Source organism: Massilia sp. Soil_C_3 (assembly GCF_057657035.1).
Genome location: NZ_JBDGJG010000008.1, coordinates 1 through 24,419, shown reverse-complemented (window position 1 = coordinate 24,419; position 24,419 = coordinate 1). Strand labels below are relative to the sequence as shown.

The 24,419-nt window shown below is 67.4% G+C and carries 12 protein-coding genes; 7 read left to right on the top strand and 5 right to left on the bottom strand.

What is annotated here, in order from left to right; genetic code table 11:
• The first annotated feature begins 91 nt into the window (after positions 1-91).
• The 3 genes from AC3A6F_RS17325 to AC3A6F_RS17315 all read left to right on the top strand — a co-directional run bounded on the left by AC3A6F_RS17325 (position 92) and on the right by AC3A6F_RS17315 (position 4,805).
• Positions 92-610 (top strand): RNA polymerase sigma factor, encoded by a 519-nt coding sequence (locus tag AC3A6F_RS17325; protein ID WP_487682864.1) that lies wholly within the window; start codon positions 92-94, stop codon positions 608-610.
• Between the two features lie 96 nt (positions 611-706).
• Positions 707-3,487: an exo-rhamnogalacturonan lyase family protein gene (locus AC3A6F_RS17320; RefSeq protein ID WP_487682862.1), complete on the top strand. Its 2,781-nt coding sequence runs from the start codon at positions 707-709 to the stop codon at positions 3,485-3,487.
• Positions 3,488-3,506: 19 nt separating this feature from the next.
• Entirely contained in the window at positions 3,507-4,805 is a 1,299-nt protein-coding gene (locus AC3A6F_RS17315) for a glycoside hydrolase family 28 protein (protein ID WP_487682860.1), read from the top strand.
• Here AC3A6F_RS17315 and galK read toward each other — a convergent pair whose 3' ends face one another.
• The 5 genes from galK to AC3A6F_RS17290 form a co-directional block, all read right to left on the bottom strand.
• The gene (gene galK / locus AC3A6F_RS17310; protein ID WP_487682858.1) at positions 4,806-5,972 is read right to left on the bottom strand and encodes a galactokinase; all 1,167 of its coding nucleotides are present in this window, start codon (positions 5,970-5,972) and stop codon (positions 4,806-4,808) included.
• A gap of 7 nt (positions 5,973-5,979) precedes the next feature.
• Positions 5,980-7,044: a UDP-glucose--hexose-1-phosphate uridylyltransferase gene (locus AC3A6F_RS17305; RefSeq protein ID WP_487682856.1), complete on the bottom strand. Its 1,065-nt coding sequence runs from the start codon at positions 7,042-7,044 to the stop codon at positions 5,980-5,982.
• Between the two features lie 39 nt (positions 7,045-7,083).
• Entirely contained in the window at positions 7,084-8,754 is a 1,671-nt protein-coding gene (locus tag AC3A6F_RS17300; protein ID WP_487682854.1) for a sodium:solute symporter family transporter, read from the bottom strand.
• A gap of 286 nt (positions 8,755-9,040) precedes the next feature.
• Entirely contained in the window at positions 9,041-11,809 is a 2,769-nt protein-coding gene (locus AC3A6F_RS17295) for a glycosyl hydrolase 115 family protein (RefSeq protein WP_487682852.1), read from the bottom strand.
• 7 nt (positions 11,810-11,816) lie between these two features.
• On the bottom strand, positions 11,817-12,626 hold the full coding sequence (locus tag AC3A6F_RS17290; RefSeq protein ID WP_487682850.1) for an NAD-dependent epimerase/dehydratase family protein: 810 nt from the start codon (positions 12,624-12,626) through the stop codon (positions 11,817-11,819).
• Positions 12,627-12,812: 186 nt separating this feature from the next.
• On the opposite strand from AC3A6F_RS17290, the gene AC3A6F_RS17285 reads away from it, so the two are divergent.
• The 4 genes from AC3A6F_RS17285 to AC3A6F_RS17270 all read left to right on the top strand — a co-directional run bounded on the left by AC3A6F_RS17285 (position 12,813) and on the right by AC3A6F_RS17270 (position 24,080).
• Positions 12,813-15,761 carry a glycoside hydrolase family 2 protein gene (locus AC3A6F_RS17285; RefSeq protein ID WP_487682848.1) on the top strand — a complete coding sequence of 983 codons (2,949 nt, stop codon included), beginning with the start codon at positions 12,813-12,815 and terminating at the stop codon, positions 15,759-15,761.
• A gap of 197 nt (positions 15,762-15,958) precedes the next feature.
• Positions 15,959-19,123 carry a TonB-dependent receptor gene (locus tag AC3A6F_RS17280; protein ID WP_487682847.1) on the top strand — a complete coding sequence of 1,055 codons (3,165 nt, stop codon included), beginning with the start codon at positions 15,959-15,961 and terminating at the stop codon, positions 19,121-19,123.
• Positions 19,124-19,192: 69 nt separating this feature from the next.
• Complete coding sequence (locus tag AC3A6F_RS17275; RefSeq protein ID WP_487682845.1) at positions 19,193-20,230, top strand: glycoside hydrolase family 43 protein; 1,038 nt, start codon at positions 19,193-19,195, stop codon at positions 20,228-20,230.
• Positions 20,231-20,276: 46 nt separating this feature from the next.
• Positions 20,277-24,080: a beta-galactosidase gene (locus AC3A6F_RS17270; protein ID WP_487682843.1), complete on the top strand. Its 3,804-nt coding sequence runs from the start codon at positions 20,277-20,279 to the stop codon at positions 24,078-24,080.
• The last annotated feature ends 339 nt before the right edge of the window (positions 24,081-24,419 follow it).

The window sequence follows — 24,419 nt, the reverse complement described above, 5'->3', positions numbered from 1 at the left end:
GGTCAAACGGCGCCCGTTGCGCTGTTGATCAATAGAACCAAAAGGTGTAAATACTGAAGGGCCTTCAAGCCATGTGAGGAACCGACGAACCATGTCGTTGAACAGCGGATGGGTCACCGTCAACGTACTGCCATTCGAGGCGGAGCTGCGCGCCAGCATGCGGCGGCTGTGTGCGACATCGGACGACGTCGACGATTTGGTCCAGGAGGTCTACTGCCGCCTGCTGCGCAGCTCCTCCGTCGAGCACATCGCCACGCCCAGGGCGTTCGCAATGCAGGTCGCGAAGAACATCATGATGGATCGCTTCCGCCGTGATTGCGCGCTGCGGATCGACATCCTGGCGAGCCTGGACGCCCTCGATTTGCCCGAGGCCAGCCCGTCGACCGAGCGCGTCGCCATGGCGCGTTCCGAGCTGCGCTGGGTGCTGCGCCTGATCGACCGGCTGCCGCGGCGCTGCCGGCAGGTCTACCGGGCGCGCAGGATCCACGGGCTGTCCCAGCTCGAAACCGCGGCGAGCCTGGGACTGTCCGAGAACGTGGTCGAAAAGGAGATGATGAGAGGGGTACGCTTGCTCGCGGAGATGATCTGCGAGCCGGCGGCTCGCGCATGAATCGATCCATTGCTTGATTATTTCTGGTCGGGAAGCCTCAGGCGCGGCGCACGGCAGCATAATCCATCGCACTGAAATATCAGATGGAGACACCGCTTGCCACCATTTCAACCATCCCGCAGGCGTTTCGTGCAGATGGCGGCCGCACTGGCCGCCGTGCCGGGCGCACCGATCGTCTCCCATGCCGCAACCGCCAACGTCGGCGGCAAGGGCAAACCAGTCGCCGGCACCGCATTGCGCTGGTTGGACGGCCAGCCGCCGACGCGCTTCGAAGGCGCCACCCTGGGCGTGCCCTGGCCGCGCGGCACCCTGCGCCTGCCGGCCGACAAGACCCTGCGATTCACGCTGGGCGGCAACGGTCCGGCGCTGCAATCGTGGCCGCTGGCCTATTGGCCGGACGGTTCGCTCAAGTGGACGGCGCATGCGGTGGCGGGCGGCGCGATCGCCCCTGGCTGGAAGCTGGAGGCTGGCGCAGGCGGCGCCGCCAGGGCCGGCGTATCGGTCCAGCAGTCTGGCGCCGCGCTCACGATCACTGCGGGCGAACTGGCGTGGACCGTGCCGACGAGCGGCGAATACCTGGTCGAGCGCGCAACCCGCGCTGGCCGGGTGACGATGCAGCACCTGCGCCTGGTCGCGCTGCGCCAGGACGGGCCCGAGCCGGAAGACGCGGGTAGCGTGCGCCGCGAGCTGTTTACCAGCAAGGTCACGCGCGTCACGCTGGAGCAGGATGGCCCGGTGCGTGCCGTCGTCAAGCTCGACGGCGTGCATGTCGCGCGCGCAGGCAGCACGCGCGCCTGGCTGACATTCTCGGTACGCCTGTACTTCTATGCCGGTTCGGACAGCGTGCGCATCGTCCACTCCTTCATCTATGATGGCGACCCGGCCCGGGATTTCATTGCAGGACTCGGCGTGACGGCGAGGGTAGCCATGCCTGACTCGACCCACGACCGCCACGTGCGCTTCGCCGGCGAAGGCGTCGGCGTGTGGGGCGAGGCGGTGCGGCCGGTGACCGGCCTGCGGCGCGATCCCGGCCAGGAGTACAGGGACGCACAGGTGGCCGGGAGGGCGCTGCCGCCGCCGGCCGGCATGGCCAAGCCGGTGCAGGATGGACTGCGCTGGATTCCCGAATGGGGCGACTTTACGCTGGCGCAGCCCACGCCGGACGGCTTCGCGCTGCGCAAGCGTACCCGCAGCGGCCACGCCTGGATCGATGCCAATGCCGGCACGCGTACCAAGGGCCTGGTGTATGCCGGTGGCGCGACGGGCGGCGTGGCGCTCGGCTTCAAGGATTTCTGGCAGCGCACACCGAGCCAGCTGGACGTGCGCAAGGCCGCGAGCGACATGGCCGACGTCACCGCCTGGATGTGGTCGCCGTCAAGCCCGGCGATGGACATGCGCTCCTACCGTTCGGCCGACGGCATGGACACCTTCGAAGAGCAAATCGCGGGCCTGAACATCACCTACGAGGATTACGAACCGGGCTGGGACGCCTCGCCCGGCGTGGCGCGCACCACCGAGCTGCAACTGTGGGTGCTGGGCGCCACGCCTTCGCACCAGGACTTCTCGAACATGGCCGAGCAGGTGGCCAATCCGGCCCGGCTGGTGCTGGAGCCGGCCCGCATCCACGCCTGCGGCGTGTTCGGCGACTGGGACGTGAGTGACCGCGGCACGCCGGCGCGCAAGCTGATCGAGGATCATCTCGCCTTCAGGCTGGACCAGTACCTGCGCGAGGTCGAGCAACATCGCTGGTATGGTTTCTGGTCCTACGGCGACGTGATGCACGCCTACGACAACGACCGCCACATGTGGCGCTACGATATCGGCGGCTATGCCTGGGACAATTCGGAGCTGTCGACCGACCTGTGGCTGTGGTACAGCTACCTGCGCACCGGCCGCGCCGACATCTTCAAGTTCGCCGAGGCGATGACGCGGCATACGGGCGAGGTGGACGTGTACCACGCCGGGCCGTTCAAGGGCTTCGGCACGCGCCATGGCGTGCAGCACTGGTCCGATTCGTCCAAGCAGCCGCGCGTATCGAACGCCGCCTATCGGCGCATCTACTACTTCCTCACCGCCGACGAACGCACGGGCGACCTGATGCGCGAGCTGCTCGATTCGGACGCCGACCTGCACAAGGTCGACATCGGCCGCAAGCTGCGTCCCGGCTCCACGCCTGGCGCGCTGCCAACGGCAGGCAGGTCGGCCAATGCGCCAGCGCATGTGGACGTTGCGTTCGGCACCGTCTGGGGTTCGCTGGTCGCGGCCTGGCTGGCGGAGTGGGAGCGCACCGGCGAGCCCCGCTGGCGCGACAAGATCGTGAACGGCATGCGCACCATCGGCGCGCTCGAGCGCCGCTGGTTTGCCTCGGCGGCGCCCTACGATCCCAGGACCGGCAAATTCAGCGGGCCGGGCGACCAGGTCCGCATCTCGCAACTGAACGGCGTGTTCGGCGTGGTCGAGATGAGTTCCGAGCTCCTGACCCTGGTCGACGAACCGGGCTACCGCAAGGCCTGGCTCGAGTACTGCCGCTACTACAACGCACCGAAGGAAGAGCTGATCGCGCTGCTGGGCAGCGAGCCGCGCGGCCGGGCCCAACCCGATTCGCACTCGCGCCTCTCCGCCTACGCCGCCCATCACGAGCGCGACCGGGCGCTGGCCCTGCGCGCCTGGCGCGAACTGTTCGCCTCGAATTTCATGAAATCACACGCCGCCGCGAGAAAGGTCGGCGGCGTGGCGGTCTTGCGCGAGCTCCACGAGCTGCCGAACATCGGCACCAACGGCTCGGCGCAGTGGAGCCTGGCCGCGATCCAGAACATGGCGCTGGTTGGCGATTCGCTGGACGAGGCGGCGCGCGCCGCCGGCCTGGTGGGACCATGACACGCAAGGAGACAAGACCATGACGCACACCCACTCCCATCGCCGGCGCCTGACGCTCTCGCTCATGGCTGCGCCATCCTGCGCCGGCGCCGCGCCGACCCTGGCGGCGGGCGCCGGGCGGTCCGACATCACCTTTCATGGCGCCGTGGCCGACGACAATACCGTCAATACCGGCGCCATCCAGGAGGCGATCGATGCGCTGGCCGCGCGCGGCGGCGGGACGGTGGTCGTGCCGCGCGGCGTCTTCGTCAGCGGGGCGCTGTTCTTCAAGCCCGGCGTGCACCTGCACCTGGCCAAGGGCGCGGTGCTCAAGTGTTCGACGGACCTCAAGCATTTTCCCGTCCGGCGCACCCGGATCGAGGGCCACTTCGCCGAGAACTTCAACCCGGCGCTGGTCAATGCCGACGGCTGCGACCGTTTTCATCTCAGCGGCGAGGGTACGCTCGACGGCGCCGGGCGCCCGATCTGGGACCGCTTCTGGAAGCTGCGCAATGCCTACAAGGACCCGGGCAACTTCCCGAACATCAGCGTCCCGCGCGCGCGCCTGGCCCTGATCGAGCGCTCGCGCGGCGTGACGGTCGAGGGCGTGACCTTCAAGGATTCGCAGTTCTGGAACCTGCACCTGTACCGCTGCCAGGACGTGACGGTCAAGCATGCGCGCTTCGTGGTGCCGGACGATTACAAGCAGGCGCCCAGCACCGACGGCATCGACCTGGATAGCTGCCAGCGGGTGACGATCGACGGCTGCTATTTTTCGGTGACCGACGACTGCATCGCCGCCAAGGGTTCCAAGGGGCCGTACGCGCTGCAGGACAAGGACAGCCCGCCCGTAACCGATGTGCGGGTGCGTCACTGCGAATTCAGGCGCGGCCACAGCGTCATCACCCTGGGCAGCGAAGCAACCCTGGTGCGCGACATCCTGGTCGAGGATTGCCGGGTGACCGGGCACGTGCTCAACGTGGCGGTGCTCAAGCTGCGCCCGGACACGCCACAACACTACGAGAACGTCCACCTGCGCAACCTGGTCCTGCAGTCGGAGCGCGGCGCCATCGTGTCGGTGCAGCCGTGGACCCAGTACATGGACCTCAAGGGCGCGCCGCCGCCGAAGTCCATCGTGCGCAATATCCGGCTGGAGGGCATCAAGGGCCGCTATTGCGGCTTCGGACGCATCCGGCCGAACCCCGGGCAGACCGAGATCAGCGACATCGTGTTCAAGGACATCGAACTCGCGCTGCGCGACCCCAGGCTCGATATCGCCGGCGCCAGCGATGTACGGCTGGACAATGTGATCGTCAACGGCCAGAAGGCCTCGTTGTAGTTACAGGCTGCCGGCGCCGGCCGCCGCGCGGCAGACGTGCACGGTGGCCTGCGCGCCGTTCGGCGCCCGATAGTCGCGGGCCAGCGCCTGGCGCGCCGACTCCACCAGATCTTCCGGCACCAGCGCCACCACACAGCCGCCAAAGCCGCCGCCCGTCATGCGCACGCCGCCGGCCGCGCCGATCGCTGTCTTGACGATGTCGACCAGGCAGTCGATGGCTGGCACCGTGATCTCGAAGTCGTCGCGCATCGATGCGTGCGACGCCGCCATCAGCTCCCCCATGCGCTGCAAGTCGCCGGCGGCCAGCGCCTCCGCCGCCGCGACGACGCGCTCATTCTCGCTGACGACGTGGCGTGCGCGGCGCAGCACGACTGGATCGAGTCCTGCGCCTTTCTCGGCAAGCGTGGCCAGGTCGACGTCGCGCAGGGCCGGCACGCCGAAGTGGCGCGCCGCTTCCTCGCACTGCGCGCGGCGCGTGTTGTAGGCGCTGTCGACCAGGCCGCGGGTGATGTGCGATTCGACGATCATGATCGCCGCCCCGGCCGGGATCGGCACCGGGCGCACCTCGAGCGAACGGCAGTCGATCAGCAGCGCATGGTCCTGGACGCCGCAGGCGGAACTGATCTGGTCCATATTGCCGCACTTGCAGCCGACGAAGTCGTTCTCGGCGCGCTGCGCCACCAGGGCCGCCTCGATCGGTCCCAGGCCCGGATAGTCGGGGAGGGCGGAGAACAGGGTGCACACCGCCACCGACAGCGAAGCCGAGGACGACAGGCCGGCGCCCTGCGGCACGTCGCCGGCGATGACCATGTCCATGCCGTGCATGGCCTGGCCCCCTGGCTCGCGCTGCAGCAGCTCGTGCACCACGCCACGTACGTAGTTGGCCCACATCGGCGCGGCCAGGCGCGCGATCGGCACGTCGAGCGAATACTCGTCGATGGCGTCGTCGTAGTCCGCGGCCACCACGCGCAGCACGCGGTCAGGGCGCGGACGCGCCACGATCACCGTACGGTAGCCGATGGCGCAGGGCAGCACCAGGCCGCCGTTATAGTCGGTATGTTCGCCGATCAGGTTGACCCGGCCCGGGGCCTGGACCCGGATCGTGGCCGGCTGGCCGAAAGCGGCCAGGAAGACGTCGGCCGCTCTGGCCGTCAAATAATCGTTCATCGTACGCTCAAGGGTTGGCAGCAGAGGTGTCGGCGGCGTCGAGGTAGTGCACCTCGTCGGAGACGGCGCGCAGCATGGCGGCCGCCTGTTCCGGCGTCAGGTCGCGCTGGGCCTCGGCCAGCATCTCGAAGCCGACCATGAACTTGCGCACCGAGGCCGAACGCAGCAGCGGCGGATGGAAGTGGGCATGCAGCTGCCAGGCCTGGGTATTGTCACCCTCGCCATACGGCGCGCCATGCCAGCCCATCGAATACGGGAACGAGGTCTGGAACAGATTGTCATAGCGGGTGGTCAGGCGCTTGAGGGCGAGCGCCAGGTCGGTGCGCTGCTCGTCATCCAGGTCTTCCAGCCGCTGGACCGGGAACCGGGGCAGCAGCAGCGTCTCGAACGGCCAGGCCGCCCAGTACGGCACCACGGCCAGCCAGTGCGTGGTCTCCACGACCACACGTTCCTGGGCCAGGGCCTCGCGCTCGGCGACGTCGAGCAGCAGCGGCCGGCCATGCTCGGCCTGATAGGCGCGCTGCAGGCGGTCTTCGCGTGCGGGCAGGTCGGGCAGGAAGCTGGTGGCCCAGATCTGGCCGTGCGGGTGCGGATTGGAGCAGCCCATCGCCGCCCCCTTGTTCTCGAACACCTGGACCCAGCGGTAGCTGGCGCCCAGCTCGGCGGCTTGCTCGCACCAGGTGTCGACCACTCCGCGCAGCGCCGGCAGGGGCAGCTGCGGCAGCGATTTCGCATGGTCGGGCGAGAAGCAGATCACGCGGCTGGTGCCGCGCGCACTCATGCTCTGGAACAGCGGGTCGGCGCCCGGCGGGGCGTCCGGAGTGTCGGGTGTCAAGGCCGCGAAATCGTTCGCGAACACATATGTGCCCTGGTAGTCGGGGTTGCGCTCGCCGTTGACGCGCACATTGCCGGCGCACAGGTAGCAGCCCGGGTCGTGCGCCGGCCTCGGCGCGCGGTCGGGGGCTTCCTGCTGCCCCTGCCAGGGGCGCTTGGCGCGGTGGGGAGATACAAGTACCCAGTCGCCGCCGAGCGGGTCGTAACGGCGGTGCGGGTGGTCGGTAGGGTTGAACATCGCGTTCCTCGTCATCGTCATGGTCGGTTGGTTTCGAGCTTACCACCCGATGCCATAGATGGCGACCAGCAGCACGCAGATCACGGCCGAGCCCAGCGCGAAGCCGCCATCGACCCGGAACAGCGAACGGTCGATGTGCATGCGCTTGAGCGTGCCGTCCTGCGCGGCCATCTTGCTCATCACGACCATGCCGATGACGACCATGATGAACACGATCAGCATGCGGTCGAGGAACGGGATTTCGTACACCCCGGCGCCGTTGTCGACCGCGAAGCCGATCGGCGCCAGGAACGACAGGTCCATCGCCAGCGGCAGGAACTTGAGGAACACCGAGAACACCAGGCCGCCGATGGTGGCGAACATCGCCGCCGCCGCCGTGGTCTTGCGCCAGTAGAAGCCGAGCAGGAACATGGCCAGGATGCCGGGCGAGACGAAGCCGGTGTATTCCTGGATGTACTGGAAGCCGCCTTTCTTGTCGATGCCCATCAACGGCGCCAGCAGCACGGCGATAACCATCGAGACCACCACCGACACCCGGCCGATCCAGACCATCTTCTGTTCGCTGGCCTCGCGGTTGAAGTGCTTGTTGTAGATATCGAGCGTGAAGATGGTGGCGATGCTGTTGGCCTTGCCGGCCAGCGAGGCCACCACCGCCGCCGTCAGCGCCGCGAAGGCCAGGCCCTTGATGCCGGCCGGGAGCAGGGCGAGCAGGGTCGGATAGGCGCGGTCCGGATTGAGTTCGCCGTTCGGACGCATGGCGTCGCCCAGGGTGCCCGAGCGGTCGAGCGCATAGGCGGCGATGCCAGGCAAGACGACGATGATCGGCATCAGGAGCTTGAGGAAGGCCGCGAACAGCAGGCCCTTGCGCGCGGTGTGCAGGTCGGCGCCGAGCGCGCGCTGGATGATGTACTGGTTGCAGCCCCAGTAGTTCAGGTTCACGATCAGCATGCCGCCGATGATGGTCGACATGCCCGGCAAGTCCATATAGGCCGGATTGTCGCGCGACAGCACCATGTCGAAGTGCTCGCCGGCGCGCAGATACAGTTCGCTCATGCCGCGCAGCGCGCCCTGGCCGCCGGCCAGCGCCGCTACCAGGTCGAGCGCGATCCAGGTGGTGACCAGGCCGCCAATCACGAGGCACAGCACCTGCACCACGTCGGTGTAGCCGATCACCTTCATGCCGCCCAGCGTGATCACGGTGGCGAACACCGCCAGGAACAGCATGCAGGCCATCACGTCCAGGCCGGCGATGCTGCTGATCGCCAGCGCGCCGAGGTAGAGGATGGCGGTGAGGTTCACCACCACGTAGAGGCCGAGCCAGAACACCGCCATGGTGGTGGCCACCGCCTTGCCGTAGCGCTGCTCGAGGAATTGCGGCATCGTGTAGATGCGGTTCTTGAGGTAGACCGGCATGAAGAACACCGCCACGATCACCAGGGTCACGGCCGCCATCAGTTCATACACGGCGATCGCCATGCCGATGCGGTAGCCGGAGCCGCTCATGCCGATGAACTGCTCGGCCGAGATGTTCGAGGCGATCAGCGAGGCGCCGATCGCCCACCAGGTGAGGGACCCTTCGGCCAGGAAGAAGTCGTGGGTGGCCTTGCCGCTGCTGCGCTTCTTGCGCCAGTAGATCCAGATGCCATAGGCCGAGATGGCCACGAAGTAAACCAAAAAGACGAAGGTGTCGAGCGTGGTGAATGGGGTCATGGGTCGATGTCTCTATGCCGCCGGGGTCTTATGTCCCGGTCTTGGTTGTCAGTCGGGCGCGGCCTCGTTTGCCAGGCCGTCGCCGTTGCTGTGTTGCGTCATTGCGCCAGCTCAGCGATAGTACCGCAGAACTTTCGTTTTCGGGTAGCCGCTCTGCTCGAACTGATGATTAATACAGGAAATGGTCTTTTCGAAGGGTTTCGAAAGGATTTTTTGTCGATTTCTTTCGATTCATGCATTGCGATTACCATTTGTAATGGGTCCGATGTTCACGACCCGCGCCGCGTCAGTCGGCTGGCGGCATGCCGTAGTAATCCGGCGCCCCATTCATCACGACGTCGATACGGTCCAGCACCACGCCCGGATCGAGCGCGTAGATGCGCAAGGTGTGCAGGCCCGGATCGAGCCGCGCCCGCGCGCTGCTGCGCACCGCCATATTGCCCAGCACATTGCGCTTCCATTCGTCGCTGCGGCCGACCGTCGTGTAGTCGAACGTCTCGAGCGGCCCATCGTCCAGCTGCACGGCGATGCGCAGGTGGTTTTCGGCCGTCAGTGCATGCACTGGAACGGCGACCAGGCGCAGCGTGGCGCCGCCCTCGCTGCGGGTCTGGAAGCGGTATTCGAGGGGCGCCGAGCCTGCGAGCGCCTCCGGGCCGCGCGACGGCAGGTCCAGGCGTGCGCGCATGGCCTTGCCGGAGGTACCCAGGCCGGGCAGGGCTTCCCAGTCGGGCGATTCAGTGGCGCTGGCCGCCGGCAGCACGACGATGCGTTCGCGCTCGCCCGGCAGGGCAGCGTCGGCGGCGTGCGCCTGCAGGTTTACCTTTAGCGCCTGCGCGCCGCAACGCAGGGTGAGTGCGGGAGCCGCGCTTCCATCGACATGCAGGACCAGGCGCTGCTCGTGGCCATTGGACGCGTCGAGCCGGCCCGACGCAAGGTCCAGGCGCACACCGCGCGCCTCGGGAGCGACCGACCAGGCGGCGTCCTGACCTCCATGGCTGACCACCGTTAGCGTGCGGCTGACCGCGCGCCCGGCCGGCACCACCAGCTGGCTGGCCTCGACCGAGTGCGGCGCCGGGTAGACCAGGCCGCAGCCGCGCCGCGTGGATGTGTCATAGGCCGGGTAGACCGGCTCGGCGAACACCGGCAGCCGGCGCGGCGCGACGTCCATGAAATGGGCCCACTTGCCGTTTGCCAGGGCGTTGTAGGCGGCAGCATCGGCCGCGATGGCGGCATGCGCCTGCCGCGCCTGGCGCACGTACAGGTTCGACGCGGGCCGCTGCTGGCGCGCGTATTCTGCGGCCAGGTCGAGCTTCAGGATGCGCTCGTTCAGGCTGGCGCTGGAGCGTACCGGATACAGCACCAGCTGGAAGTAAGCATCGCGTAGCGGCGCGGGCAGCCGGGCCTGGAGTGCTTCGCTGCGCCGCACCAGCGCGTTGTAGGCCGCGAGGCGCCGCTCGGCCTCCTCGCCGCCGGTGCGGATGTATTCGGTGGCGCGCACCGGGCGCGTGGGCTCGGTCTGGCTCCATCCCATGAATTCCGGACGCCGTTCCCAGGCCAGGCGATAGTACTCCAGCTTGATCGCCGCGATTTCTTCTCCGTGGGCGGCGCCGAACTGCCGTCCGGCCCATGCGGCCAGGTGGCGCGCCGGATCCTGGCCCAGCACCCTGGCGTCGAACGCGGCGTCGAGGAAGTACTCGGCCAGGTATTCGTTGGGCTTGATGTCGCCCACGTTCAGCATCCACAGGCGATGCGCGCCGGTGGCCCAGGCGCGCTGGAGCTGGTCGCGGATCAGCGCCGGGTGGGTGGTGCCGAGCCACAGGTAGTCATGCGGGCGGCCCCAGTACGACACGTGGTAATAAATGCCGTTGCCACCGCTGCGCGCGCGCTCGCGCGCCGTGCCGAGCTGGTTCAGGTAGCCGTAGTTATCCTCGGGCCAGACCAGGGTGACGTCGTCCGGCACCCGCAGGCCGCGGTTGTAGTAGTCCAGCACTTCCTTGTACATCGTGAAGGCTTGCGGGATGCGTTCGGGGCTCTGGCCGATGCTGCGCGCCAGTATCGCACGCTGCGCCGTGATGACTTCTTCCACCGTGGCGCGGGCCTGGTCCGGCCCGCTGGCGCCTTCCATGGCCGAGTCGTGCACACCGCGCAGGCCCAGGGTGTAGACGTTCTCGTAGCCCTTGACCTCGTCCACGCGCTGCCGCCAGTAGCCCAGCAGCGCGTCGCGGTTGGTGAACCAGTTGAATTCGCCGAAGCCGGCCTGCCATTCGCCGACGTTATTGCGCATCATCGGCTCGGCGTGCGAGGTGCCGATCACGATCGCGTGGTCGTCGGCTGCCTGGGCATTGCCGGGGATCGTGTAGAACGCCTTGGTGCTGTCGTGCATGGCGGGCCAGAGCAGGTTGGCTTTCAGGCGCCACATCAGCTCGAACACGCGGGCATAGGTGCGCGGGCCGATGTCCTTCACGGGATCGTGCGTCTTGGCGGCCCAGGGCTGCAGGCCCCAGTCCTCGTCGTTGATGAAGATGCCGCGCCAGGTCACCGAGGGCGCGGGGGACAGGCGCTGCGTACCGTCGAGCGTGAGCCCTGTCTTGCGCGCCGGTCTGACGTCGGCCCACCATTCCCACGGCGAGATGCCCAGTTCGCGCGAGGCGTCGACCACGCCGTACACGGCGCCGCGCCGGTCGGCGCCGGCGATCAGCAGCACCTCGCGTCCGCCGGTGCGCCCCATGGAGCGGACGTAGCGCTCGCGCTGCCCGGCGAGCGGCGCCAGGTCGGCGCCGATGGCGCCGGCGACCTCGCGCACCAGCGCGGTGTCGGCGCTGCCGATCACGATGCAGCGCTGCGGGCAGTCGCCAAGTCGTTCGACGCGCCGGCCGGCAATGCCGGTCAGCGCCTCCAGGTCGCGGCCCAACAGATCGGCGGCCAGGCGGGCGGTAGCACTGCCGTCGGTGACGAGCACTGGCAGGGCGCCATCGCGGTCCAGCGCGAATGGCCGGGCATGGGCGGCGCCGCTGGCCAGCAGTGCGCCGAGGGCGAGCAGGCCGAGAATCTTCATCGAGGCCTTATTGCGGATACTTCGGGCCGGTGGTCACGAACGCGCCGCCCTGCAGGAAGGTGCTCAGGTCGTCCTCCGGCGGATAGGCGAACGTTTGGCCGCCGTCCACTGTGAACCGCGCTGAGCTGTCCCTGGCCTGGAACGCCAGGTGGCGCGCCTCGCGGTCATCCCACCAGCGCCCCGGGTTGTCGGAGACGCCGAAGGCGATGGTGTGGCCGACGCGCGGCGTGACCAGTGCGCGCCGCAGCAGTTCGACCAGGTCGTCCAGGCCGAGCCAGGTGACCATCTGGCGATGGGTGACCGGCTCGGGGAAGCAGTAGCCGATGCGGATGCAGACGGTCTCGACTCCGAATCGGTCCCAGTAATAACGCGACAGGTTCTCGCCCCAGACTTTCGACAGGCCATAGTAACCGTCGGCGCGGGGCAGCATGCCGGCGTCGACCCGCTGGCTCGTCTCGTACATGCCCATCGTGTGGTTGCTGCTGGCGAAGACGACGCGCCGGATGCCCAGCTTGTGCACCGCTTCATAGAGGTTGACCATGCCCAGGATATTGGCCTGCATGATGGGCGCGAACTCGACTTCGGTCGAAACCCCGCCGAAGTGCAGCACCGCGTCGACGCCCTCGCACATGCGCATCACCTGCGCGCGGTCGGCCAGGTCGCACTGCACCACTTCCTCGTTCGGCCCGGCGGGACCGATATCGGCCACGTCGGCCAGGCGCACGATGTCGGCGAAGTCGTGCAGGCGCTCGCGCAGGCGGCGGCCCAGATTGCCGCCCGCGCCGGTGAGGAGGATGCGTTTGAATGGTTTGCTCATGATGTCGATGCTGGTCAATGAAACACGTCAAGAGCGTCATTACCGGATGATTCGGCGCGCCCGTCAATCCGGATGATGCGATCGGTCACGATGTTGAGTGATTGGCGGCCAGGCGCCACACGAGGCGCCGGATGCTGAACAATACCGGCGCTGGCGCACTAATACATTAGCCGGATGGAGACATACATGGATCGCACCGCACTGGCCATGGCCGCCCTGTTGGCCGCTGTATCGGCAGCCACGCCTGCCTGGGCCGCCCGGGCCCAATACGATTTCAACCCCGGCTGGAAGCTGATGGTCGGCGACCCCGACGGCGCCCACCGGCCGGGTTTCGACGACGGCGCCTGGAAGCCGGTGACCTTGCCGCGCGCCTGGAACGAAGACGAGGCCTATGCCAGGGACATCGTCGACCATTCGACCGGGATCGCCTGGTACCGCAAGCGCTTCACCGTTAAGGACCGCGTGCCCGGGCAGAAGGTCTTCATCGAGTTCGAAGGCGCGCGCCAGGCCGCCGAGGTGTTCGTCAACGGCCGCCGCGTCGGCCTGCACGAGAACGGGGTGACGGCCTTTGGCTTCGACATCGGCGCCGGGCTGGTCGCGGGCGAAAACGTGGTGGCGGTGCGTACCGACAATCGCTGGGACTACCGCGAGCAGGCCACCGGCCAGCGCTATCAGTGGGCCGACCGCAATTTCAACGCCAACTATGGCGGATTGCCCAAGAACGTGCGCCTGCACGTCACGGAATCGCTATACCAGACGCTGCCCCTGTTGTCTAACCTGGGCACCACCGGCGTCTATGTTTACGCGCGCGACTTCGATATCCCGGGCCGCAGCGCGACGGTGACGGCAGAATCCGAGGTACGCAACGATTCACTGCACGCGCGCAGCTTCACGTATGAAGTGGAAGTGCGCGACAAGGACGGCAAGGCGGTCGCCCGTTTCGCAGCCGCGCCACAGACCGTTGCCGCCGGCGCTACCGTTACCGCGCGTGCCGGCGCGAAGGTCGATGGGCTGCATTTCTGGAGCTGGGGCTACGGCTACCTGTATGACGTGGTCACCACCCTCAAGGTCGACGGCAAGGCGCTCGACAGCGTCGTCACGCGCACCGGCTTTCGCAAGACCGGGTTCGGCGACGGCATGGTCAAGCTCAACGACCGCGTGCTGCAGATGAAGGGCTATGCCCAACGGACCTCGAACGAGTGGCCGGCGGTGGGCCAGTCGGTGCCGCCCTGGCTGAGCGACTACAGCAACGGCCTGGCGGTCGAGAGCAATGCCAACCTGATACGCTGGATGCACGTGGCGCCCTGGCGCCAGGACGTCGAGTCGCTCGACCGCGTCGGCCTGATCCAGGCCATGCCGGCCGGCGACTCGGAGCGCGACGTTGGCGACCGGCGCTGGGGCCAGCGCGTGGAGGCGATGCGCGATGCGATCGTTTACTTCCGCAACAACCCCAGCATCCTGTTCTACGAGTCCGGCAACAAGGGCGTGAGCGCGGCCCACATGGCCGAAATGCGGGCGCTGCGCGACCAGTACGATCCGCATGGCGGGCGCGCCGCCGGCAGCCGCGAGATGCTGGGCGGCGCGTTGCAGGATGTCGCCGAGTACGGCGGCGAGATGCTGTACATTAACAAGAGCGCGCGCAATCCGATGTGGGCCATGGAATACATGCGCGACGAGGGCGCGCGCAAGTTCTGGGACGATTTCTCGCCGCCGTTCCACAAGGACGGCGATGGCCCACTCCACAAGGGACAGAGCGCGGCCACCTATAACCGCAATGGCGACAGCTTCGCGCTCGAGGCGGTGCGCCGCTGGCACGATTACTGGCGCGAGCGTCCCGGCACCGGCAGGCGCGTCTCGAGCGGCGGCGTCAACATCATTTTCTCCGACAGTAATACCCACCACCGCGGCGCCGAGAACTACCGCCGCAGCGGCGAGGTGGACGCGATGCGCATTCCAAAGGACGCGTTCTTCGCGCACCAGGTGATGTGGGACGGTTGGGTCGACGTCGAGCGCCCGCGCGCCCATATCGTCGGGCACTGGAACTACGCGCCGGGGACGGTCAAGCCGGTACACGTGATCTCGAGTGCCGAGCAGGTCAGGCTGACGCTCAATGGCCGCGACCTGGGCCTCGCGCGCCAGAGCGACCGCTTCACCTTTACTGTCGATCGGGTAGAGTTCGAGGCGGGCGAACTGAAAGCGGTGGGTATCGACGCGCGCGGGCGCCAGGTGTGCGAGGCGGTGCTCATGACCGCCGGGCCGCCGGTCGCCTTGCGCCTGTCGGCAATCCCGTCCCCACACGGCTTGCGTGCCGACGGCGCCGACCTGGCCCTGGTGCAGGTGGAGGCGGTCGATGCCGCCGGTCGGCGCAATCCGGTGGCGCTCGACACCGTGCGCTTCGAACTGGCAGGGCCGGCGGAGTGGCGCGGCGGGATCGCGCAGGGGCCCGATAATCACGTGCTGGCGGGCACGCTGCCGCTGGAAGGAGGTGTGAACCGCGTCCTGGTGCGCAGCGCGACCCAGGCTGGCAAGATCGTGCTGCGGGCCCGCGCCGACGGCCTGGCGCCGGCCGAAGTCGCGCTGGCGTCGACGCCGGTTGCGGTCAGGGACGGCCTGGCGGCGCTGCCGGAGCCGCCACCGCTGCGTCTCGCACGCGGCCCGACGCCGTCGACGCCATCGTTCGCGCCATCGCGCATCGCGGTGCCGGTGGCAGGCAGCACGGCGGCCAGCAACGGCGAGCGCGCCGCGCTGTCGGTCGACGATGACGAGACCACAAGCTGGGCCAACGAACCCGGTGCGCCGGCCGAGATCACGTATCGCCTGGCGCGGCCGGCGCTGCTGCGCGAGCTGGTCCTGAAGCTCACCGGCTGGCGCGAGCGCAGCTATCCGCTGCGCGTGTTTGTCGATGGCGTCGAGGTGTACCGGGGCACGACGCCGAAGAGCCTTGGCTACGTCACCTTGCCGCTGGCCCCGCGCCTCGGCAGCGAAGTGAAGATCGCGCTCGACGGGCACGCCGATGATGCGGGAGCGATTCGCATGCTGGAAGTGGCCAACCAGGCCAATGCCGATACCGGCGCGCAGCAGGTCGCGCGCTCGCAGCTGTCGATCGTCGAGGCCGAGTTCTACGAGCTGCCTTGATGCGGGCAGTGGGGCTTGCGCACCACGAACATCCCGGTAATCGCTCAATCGCTTGAGCGATTACCGCTTGGATGGGTCCCTTTCGATCAGGTGCATGATTCTTTCAATGCCCTATGGAATCAGGCAACTGTACGCACATAGAATGTTTTCAAGGCCAGGCAGTACATCTAAAACAGAGCCCTTGGAGACGACAACCGATGAACCATGCAACGACACGCACGCAAGTGCTTCACCCGACCCGCTGCGCGCGGGCGGTAGCCGCAGTAATCGCCATCCTGGCCGCGCACGGCGCGCTGGCGCAGGAAGCCGCGCAGACCGCACCTTCCACCGCACCTTCGGCCAGCGCTCCGCCGGCCACCATCAGCGATGCCGCGACCGCGCCCGCAATCGTCCACATCGCCGGCACGCGCCGCTCGGTGGCCTCGGCCATCGACCGCAAGCTGCGCGCCAGCACCGTATCCGATTCGATCGTGGCCGAAGACATCGGCCAGTTCCCCGACAAGAACGTGGGCGAAGCGCTGTCGCGCGTGACGGGCGTGCAGCTGTCGCGCGATTTCGGCGAAGGCTCGCAGATCTCGATCCGCGGCGTCGAGCCTGACCTGAACCGCATCGAGATCAATGGCATGTCGGTGCTGGGTACCGGCGGCGGCGCTGGCCGCGGCGCCGAGCTGCGCGAACTGGCGTCGGAGCTGATCGGATCGATCGACGTCTATAAAGGCATCACCGCAGACATGACCGAAGGCGGCGTCGGTGGTTCGGTGTCGATCAAGACGCGCAAGCCGCTCGACTTCAAGGAGCCGACCATCGGCACCAGCATCGCGGCCGAGCATTCGACCTCGCGCGGCGGCGTGCAACCGCGCGGCAACCTGTACATGGCCGACAAATACCTGAACGGCAAGCTGGGACTGATGGCCAACTTCGTCTACGACGAGGTACACACCCGCAACGACTACGCGCGCAACACGTCATGGCGTTTCATCCAGGACTGGGACAGGTCGCCCGAGAAGACCGTGGTCAGCACCGATCCGCGCCTGGCCGGGATCGGCGACGCGGCCAGTTGCGCCACCTCGGGCCTGACCACCGCCCAGGCGGACGCCTGCCGCCGCCAGTGGTTCGACTACTCGCCGGGCATTGCGCGCTACGGCATCTGGACCCGCGACCATAAGCGCTCGTCGGGCGAGGTCACCGCGCAGTACGAATTCAGCAAGAATTTCAATGCCTGGGTAAGCTACCAGGCCAATACCCAGCGCCAGCGCCTGAACGACCGCAACTTCGGCACCGACTTCCCGGATGCGAATCGCCTGGCGAATGCCGGCCAGGCGCCGGTCTACAACCCGGCCACCGGTGTGCCGACCACCGTCGGCACTTGCGTCCCGGCGGCCACGACGCCGGACGACATGGTGATCACGAACCACCACGTCACGTCCTACACCGTCGGCAACTGTCTGTACGCGGCAGGCCGCGGCGGGCAGGGCGCCTTCGGCACTTCGGCGCGCGACTTCCAGCTCGACATCGATTCGCGCTATACCACCTCGGGCTTCCTGTTCAAGCGCGAGCGCCTCGAGGTCGAGGGCCTGTTCGGCACCTCGCGCTCGATGTACGACAGCGACAGCAACAATATCGCGCTCACCCAGAATGCGCCGGGACTGAAGGTGACGCTGGACGACCAGGGCCTGCCGCGCTTTACCTTCCCGGCCGGCTACAGCCCGGACGACCCGGGCTCCTACGTCCAGGCCCAGCTCCAGTACCGCCCGAGCGAGACCAAGAACCAGGAAGACCAAGCCAAGATCGACCTGCGCTACCGCCTCACCACGCCGTTCTTCACCAGGGTGTCGTTTGGCGCCCAGGCGCGCAAGGCGGAGTCGACGCAGTACAACGGTGGCGGCTACCTTGCCAACAATGGCGCCAATCTGAGCTCCACGGCCGACGACATCAATGTGCGCGGCGCCAACGTCAACCAGACCGCCATCTACGATCCGTTCTATACCGGCGGCGCGCAGCGTCCGAACGACGCGCAGTCCTTCATCAACTCGGGTTACTCGACCAGCTACATGAATGCGGCGCAGATGGCGGCGCTGATCGGCGCCGTCAGCGGCCGCTCGCCCGGCACGTTCTTCGGCGGCCTCGGGGACATCAAGGGCATGCCGTCGGGCTGGATGTCGCCAGTGTTCGCGAATGCGGCGCCGTTCTTCGACACCTCGGCCTTCAATCACGACTACCTGTATAACTCACCTGGCAGCGACGGCAACACCTATCCGCAGATCCCGGCGTTCGGCGTAGAAGAAAAGATCGCCGCCACCTATCTGCGCCTGGACTGGGCTACCCAGTTGTTCGGCTACGAGGTCGACGGCAATATCGGCATGCGTTACACCCGCACCGACAACAAGTCCACGGGACTGCAGCGCTACTCGGTGCGTACCGAAGCCTCTCCCGGCTCCGCGACCTACACTGACGTCGTCCTGAGCAACGGGGTAGTCACGGTCGACAACACCTACCACGACTGGCTGCCAAGCTTCAACGGCGCCTTCTGGTTCATCGACAACAAGTTCCTCGCCCGCGTCGGTTGGGCCAAGGCGATGGCGCGTCCGCGCATGGACTTGCTGGCGCCGAACGCCACCTGCGTCCTTGGCAGCGGCAATCCGCAGTTCGGCGGGGAAGGCGTCGATACCTGCACCGCCGGCAATCCGGACCTGAAGCCCTACCGCTCGACCAACAGCGACTTCAGCCTCGAGTACTACCCGACCCCGGACAGCCAGCTGTCGCTGGCCGTGTTCGAGAAGGACATCTCGAGCTATGTGATCGAGCGCGTGCTCACCCGCGACGTCGACATCTTCAAGAATGGCCAGCGCTTCAACGTCACCCAGGCCGTCAACGGCGAGGGCGCCACCACCAAGGGTATCGAGCTGGCCGGCCGAACCGCGCTGACCTTCCTGCCGGGCTGGCTGAGCGGCTTCGGCGTCGACGCCAACTACACCCGCATGGACTTCAAGTACGCGCCGGGCAAGGAGCGCCTGAACCTGCTCGACGACACCGTGCTGCCGTATCCAGGCATGTCGAAGACCGCCTACAACCTGTCGCTGTGGTATGACCAGGGGCCGGTCAATGCGCGCCTGGCTTATACCTACCGCGACCGCTTCTTCACCGGCGCCAACGATGTCTCGGGCAACCCGGTGTTCCAGGAGAAGACCGGTTTCCTGGACGCGAAGATCCAGTGGCGCTTCAACGACCGCGTGTCGCTCGCGCTGGAAGGCAAGAACCTGACCGACGAAGTGCAGCGCAGCGATGCGGGGGACCCGTTCCGGATCAATGAGCTGGCCTGGTCGGGACGCCGCTACTTCCTGACCCTGGGCGTCAAGATCTGATTTCGCTCCCGATGTCTGCAGCCAGCCGCCTTTTATAGGGTGGCTGGCTTTTTCGCTTGAGAGGACACCATGAAACCCATTGCACTGCCGGTATTGTGCATGCTGCTGGCGCTGGCGGGCTGCCAGGCGCCGTCCGCTTCTGGACCAGTGCCTGACGCCGGCTTCGCCAACCCGCTGGTGCGCCAGCGCGCCGATCCCCACGTCACCCTGCATCCTGACGGCTGGTACTATTTCACGGCCACCGTGCCCGAGTACGACCGCATCGAACTGCGCCGCGCGCGCAGCCTCGACGCACTCGGCAAGGCCGAGGCCAAGGTGGTCTGGAAAAAGCACGCCAGTGGCGAGATGGGGGCCCATATCTGGGCGCCCGAGCTGCACCGCATCGACGGCAAGTGGTATCTGTACTTCAGTGCCGGCCGCGCCGACAAGGTGTGGGAGATCCGGCTCTACGTGCTGGAGAACAGCGCTGAGAATCCGTTCGAGGGCGAGTGGATCGAGCGCGGCCAGCTCAAGACCGGCTGGGAGAGCTTTGCCCTGGACGCCACCACCTTCGCGCACCGCAGCCAGCGCTATCTCTCATGGACCCAGGTTGCGCCGGATGGCAGCAAGGGCACCAATATCTACCTGGCGAAGATGGACGGGCCGCTAGCGATCCGCCAGCCGGCGGTGCTGCTGACACGTCCCGAGCACGCCTGGGAAAAACTCGGTCATTGGGTCAACGAGGCGCCGGCGGTGCTGGTCAGGAACGGCCGCGTCCTGATGACGTATTCGGCCAGCGCGACCGACGCCAACTACGCGCTCGGCCTGTTGTGGGCGAAGGAGGACGCCGACCTGCTCGACGCGGCGTCGTGGACCAAGTCGCCGCAACCGGTGCTGCGCAGCAGCGACAAGACTGGCCAGTATGGACCGGGCCACAACAGCTTTACCACCAGCCCGGACGGCAAGACCGATATCCTGGTCTACCATGCGCGCAACTACCGCGACATCGTGGGCGAGCCGCTGCGCGATCCGAACCGGCACACGCGTGCGCAGGCGATCGGCTGGCGCGCCGACGGCATGCCCGACTTCGGCGAGCCGGCCGCCGACAGGGAGGTAAGGAATCAATGAGGAATGTTGACGCTTTGGGTAACGATTTGCAGCAAAGGAGTGCGGTATGAAGTGGTATCTCTCGATGGCGGCTTGCGCCACCCTGTGGTCGGCAGGGTTGGTATCGGCCCAGGAACTCGGCATTCCCCAGGGTTCGGGCCAGCAGGCGGCACGCGACGCCGCCAAGGCCGGCGACAGCGCCGGCCAGGTCGTCCTGATGCCCGCGCTGACGGCCGGTGCGGCCAAGTCGCTGAGCATCCTGGTGTCGAACGATGGCGCCGATTTCACCTCGCTCGCTTCCGAAACCTGGACGCCACCATCCGGCGCCCTGCGCGATCCGGCGCTGGCGCAGCACGCCGATGGTCGCTACTACCTGGCATATACGAACGGCGCGGGCGGCATCGGACTGGCCCGTTCCCCGGATCTTCGCCAATGGGAATTCGTGCGTGACATCCCGCTGGGCGGCGCCGGCCAGGCTGGCAAGCCTGGCTGGGTGCGCGAGCCGGACGGTGCGCTCAAGCTCGTGTTCACGAACGCCGGGGGCATCCACGTGGTTGTGCCGGATGCGCAAATGACCAACTGGTCGGCGCCACGGCGGCTGGAAGGGCTGGCCGGCCACCTCGACGCGACCGTGCTGCTAGACCGCGAAGGCTATGTGGCGGTGGCGCGCCAGCAGGGCGGCCGGCTGGTGCTGGCGCGCGCCGGCGCCCTGGCCGGCCCGTGGAAGATCGACGCCACCCTGGATAAACTCGGCGCCGGCGTGACGGTGGCGGCCCTGGTGCGTCATGGCCCGGCCCTGCGTCTGTATGGCAGCGACGCCGCCCGGCGCGCATGGCATGCCGACAGCCTCGATGGGGGCCGCCGCTGGGGCGAACGACGGCGCCTGACCGGCACTGCCGCAATGGCGTCGGGATTCGGCGCGCTGGCTGCCGATGGCAAGGCGCTGGCCGGCGTGTCCGCTCCCAAGGGACCGCCGCGCAAGGTGAGCTGGGATCAGTACTCGCTCAAGATCGACGACAAGCGTGTGGTGGTGTGGTCGGGCGAGATCCATCCGTTCCGCCTGCCGAATCCGGCCCTGTGGCGCGACGTGATGCAAAAGATGAAGGCGCTGGGCTTTAATGGCGTGGCCTTCTATTTCGACTGGGGCTACCATTCGCCGGCGCCAGGCGTCTACGATTTCTCCGGCATCCGCAACGTCGAGCGCGCGCTGCAGATCGCGAAAGAGGAGGGCATGTACATCATCGCTCGCACTGGCCCTTACATCAATTCGGAACTGACCGGCGGCGGCTATCCAGGTTGGATGTTCCGCAACCGCGGCGAAGCGCGCACCGACGATCCGGTGTACCTGGCGGCGGTGGACGAGTGGATGACCCAGGTGAATGCGATCGTCGCGCGCCACCAGGTAACCGACGGCGGCGGCAACGTGATCGCCTACCAGCTGGAGAACGAGCTGGGCAAGGTGGAGCCCAAGCACGTGCGCCAGATGGAGCACCTGGCGCGCAAGGCGCGCAGCGACGGCATCACGGTGCCGTTCTTCCACAACTCCGCCGGCCGTCTGCCCGACTGGACGCCGAAGGACTCTAGCGCGGCATGGGCCAATCCCGGCCCGACCGACATCTACGCCTTTGACGGCTACCCGGGCGGCAGCTGCGACGTGCACGCCAGTCCCGCGGGCGCCAACAAGGCGCCCGACTGGGGCATCTACGGCGCGCCGGGGCCGCGCGCGGGCGCGCTGTCGTCTCCCGCCACGCCGGGCTTCGCGGCCGAACTGGGTGGCGGCTGGTTCGACTACTGGGGTTCGAACGGCACCTATGCCTGTACCGCCGAGCGCCAGGGCAAGGGCTACCAGCGGGTGTTCTATGGCACCAACCTGATCAACCGGATCACGATCCACAACGTCTATATGACCTTCGGCGGCACATCGTGGGGCTGGCTGGCCGGCCCGGTGGTGTATACCTCGTACGACTACGGCGCGGCGATCTCGGAAGACCGCGGCCTGCGTCCCAAGGCCTACGCGCTCAAGCAGCAGGGCATGTTCGTGCAGGCCGCCGAGGCGGTGCTGGCCGAGATGGACAAGGGGCCGCCGCTGGCGCCGACGGACGGCAAGGTCAAGGTCTACCACAACGTCAACAAGCGTCTGGGCACCCACGTGGTGTTCGCGGCCCACAATCCCCTTGATGGCAAGGGAGAAGAGCGGTTCAGCGTCAGGCTGGCCACGCGCGACGGCGAGTACACGATCGCGTCGCTGCTGCGCGGCCAGGACGCGCGCATGCTGCTGGCGTCCTACGACATGGAACGCCAGCGCCTGGTGTATTCGAGCTCCGAGCTGCAGACGCACCTGCGCGACGGCGAGCGCGACGTCGTGCTGCTGCACGGACGCGATGGCCTGGAGGGCGAGACCGTGCTGCGCTATCCGAGCGCACCAAAGGTCGAGGTGCTGGCGGGGCGGGTGCAATCGCGCTGGGACGCGGCCAAGGGCGACCTGGTGCTGAACTATGTGCACGAGGGCCTGGCGCGGGTCCGGATCTCGGGCGGAGGACGGGCCCCGATGCTGCTCCTGCTGGCGGATGAACAGACCAGCATGCGCTTCTGGACCCAGGACACCGGGGCGGGACGCGCTTTGCAGCTGACGCCGGCGCTGGTGCGTTCGGCGCGGCTTGCCGGCAGTGCACTGGCCATGACGGGTGACGTCGACCAGGATGGCGCCATCGAGATCTGGGGACCGGCGTTCGAGACGGCCAGCTTCAATGGTCTGCCGCTGGCGCTGACGCCCCAGCCGGACGGCAGCGTGCGCGCGGCCGGCCTGAAAGGGCCGGAGGCGGTGCGCGTGCCGGACTTGGCGCGCCTGGCCTGGACCCGGCGCATGGACAGCCTGGAAGCCTCGCCGCGTTTCGACGACAGCGCCTGGGTGCAGGCCGACCGGCGCGCGTCGGCGGCCCAGACCTGGACCATGCCGGAACGCGGCCAGCCGACCCTGGCGATGAGCGACTACGGCTTCCACCACGGCGACGTCTGGTATCGCGGACGCTTCACCAGCAGCGACCCGAAAGCCAACCAGCTCGAGCTGTTCTATGGGGCCGGCGGCGCCGGCATGATCCAGGTGTGGATCGACGGCCGCTTCGTCGGCCAGCACGAGCTGGACACCGGCCGCTCGTTCCCGGAGACCACCGACAGCGTCAAGCTCGACCTGGGCAAGCTCGCGCCAGGCGAACACGTGATCGCGGTCATGGTGCGCAACAACGGCCATAACTGGAACCTGATGGCGGACGACTTCCATCGCGAGGCGCGCGGCCTGATCTCGGCCTCGCTGACGAGCCGCGGCGGCCAGCGCTTCGGCACGCCGATCGCGTGGCGCATCCAGGGCCGCCAGGGTGGCGAGGAGCTGGTCGACCGCGTGCGCGGCCCGATGAACAACGGTGGCCTGTACGGCGAGCGCGCCGGCTGGCACCTGCCATCGGCCCCATCCCAGGGTTGGCAGTCGACGCGTCCGACCGACGCCCCACCAGCCGCCGGCACCTACTGGCTGCGTACGCAATTCAAGCTCGACCTGCCGCGCGACCACGACGTCCAGCTTGCCCTGGCCTTCGGCGACACCGCCAAGCCGCGCTCCGACCGCGACAACCGCGCACTGATCTTCGTCAACGGCTGGAACATGGGCCAATTCATCGCCCACATCGGCCCCCAACGCACCTTCGTCATCCCTCCAGGCATCCTGAACCCGAACGGCGAAAACACAGTAGCGCTCGCAGTAACCACCGACGGCCGCCCCGACAACGCGCTGGAACCCGTCAAGCTCCTCCCACTGCGCACAACGCGCGGTGGCGTCCCCCTCGAGATCATGACCGGCCAGGACGAGCCAACCCAAAAATAGCGCTCCCTATCCAACCAATAAATAGGGTCAGTGTCGAATTGTTTGCCAACTTCAGTAAATCAATTGGCCAATAATTCGACACTGACCCTATTAATTTGGTGGGCAATTGCTCGGAAATTTGACTCTGACCCTCATTGGAGCCTTGCGACGTGTCGATTAATGACGCTTGCGCATTTAACTTGTCGCCAGAGAAGGTCGTGGCCGTCGGCCGTGATGCTTGCCCGAAAAGAGGCCTGCGGTAGGGCTCAAACAAATAGGGTCGGAGTGAGATGCACCGGAATGGTGGACAGGGTTAATCAGGCACAGCTGAGAATTTTTTCCACCTGAGCGGGCGTTCGG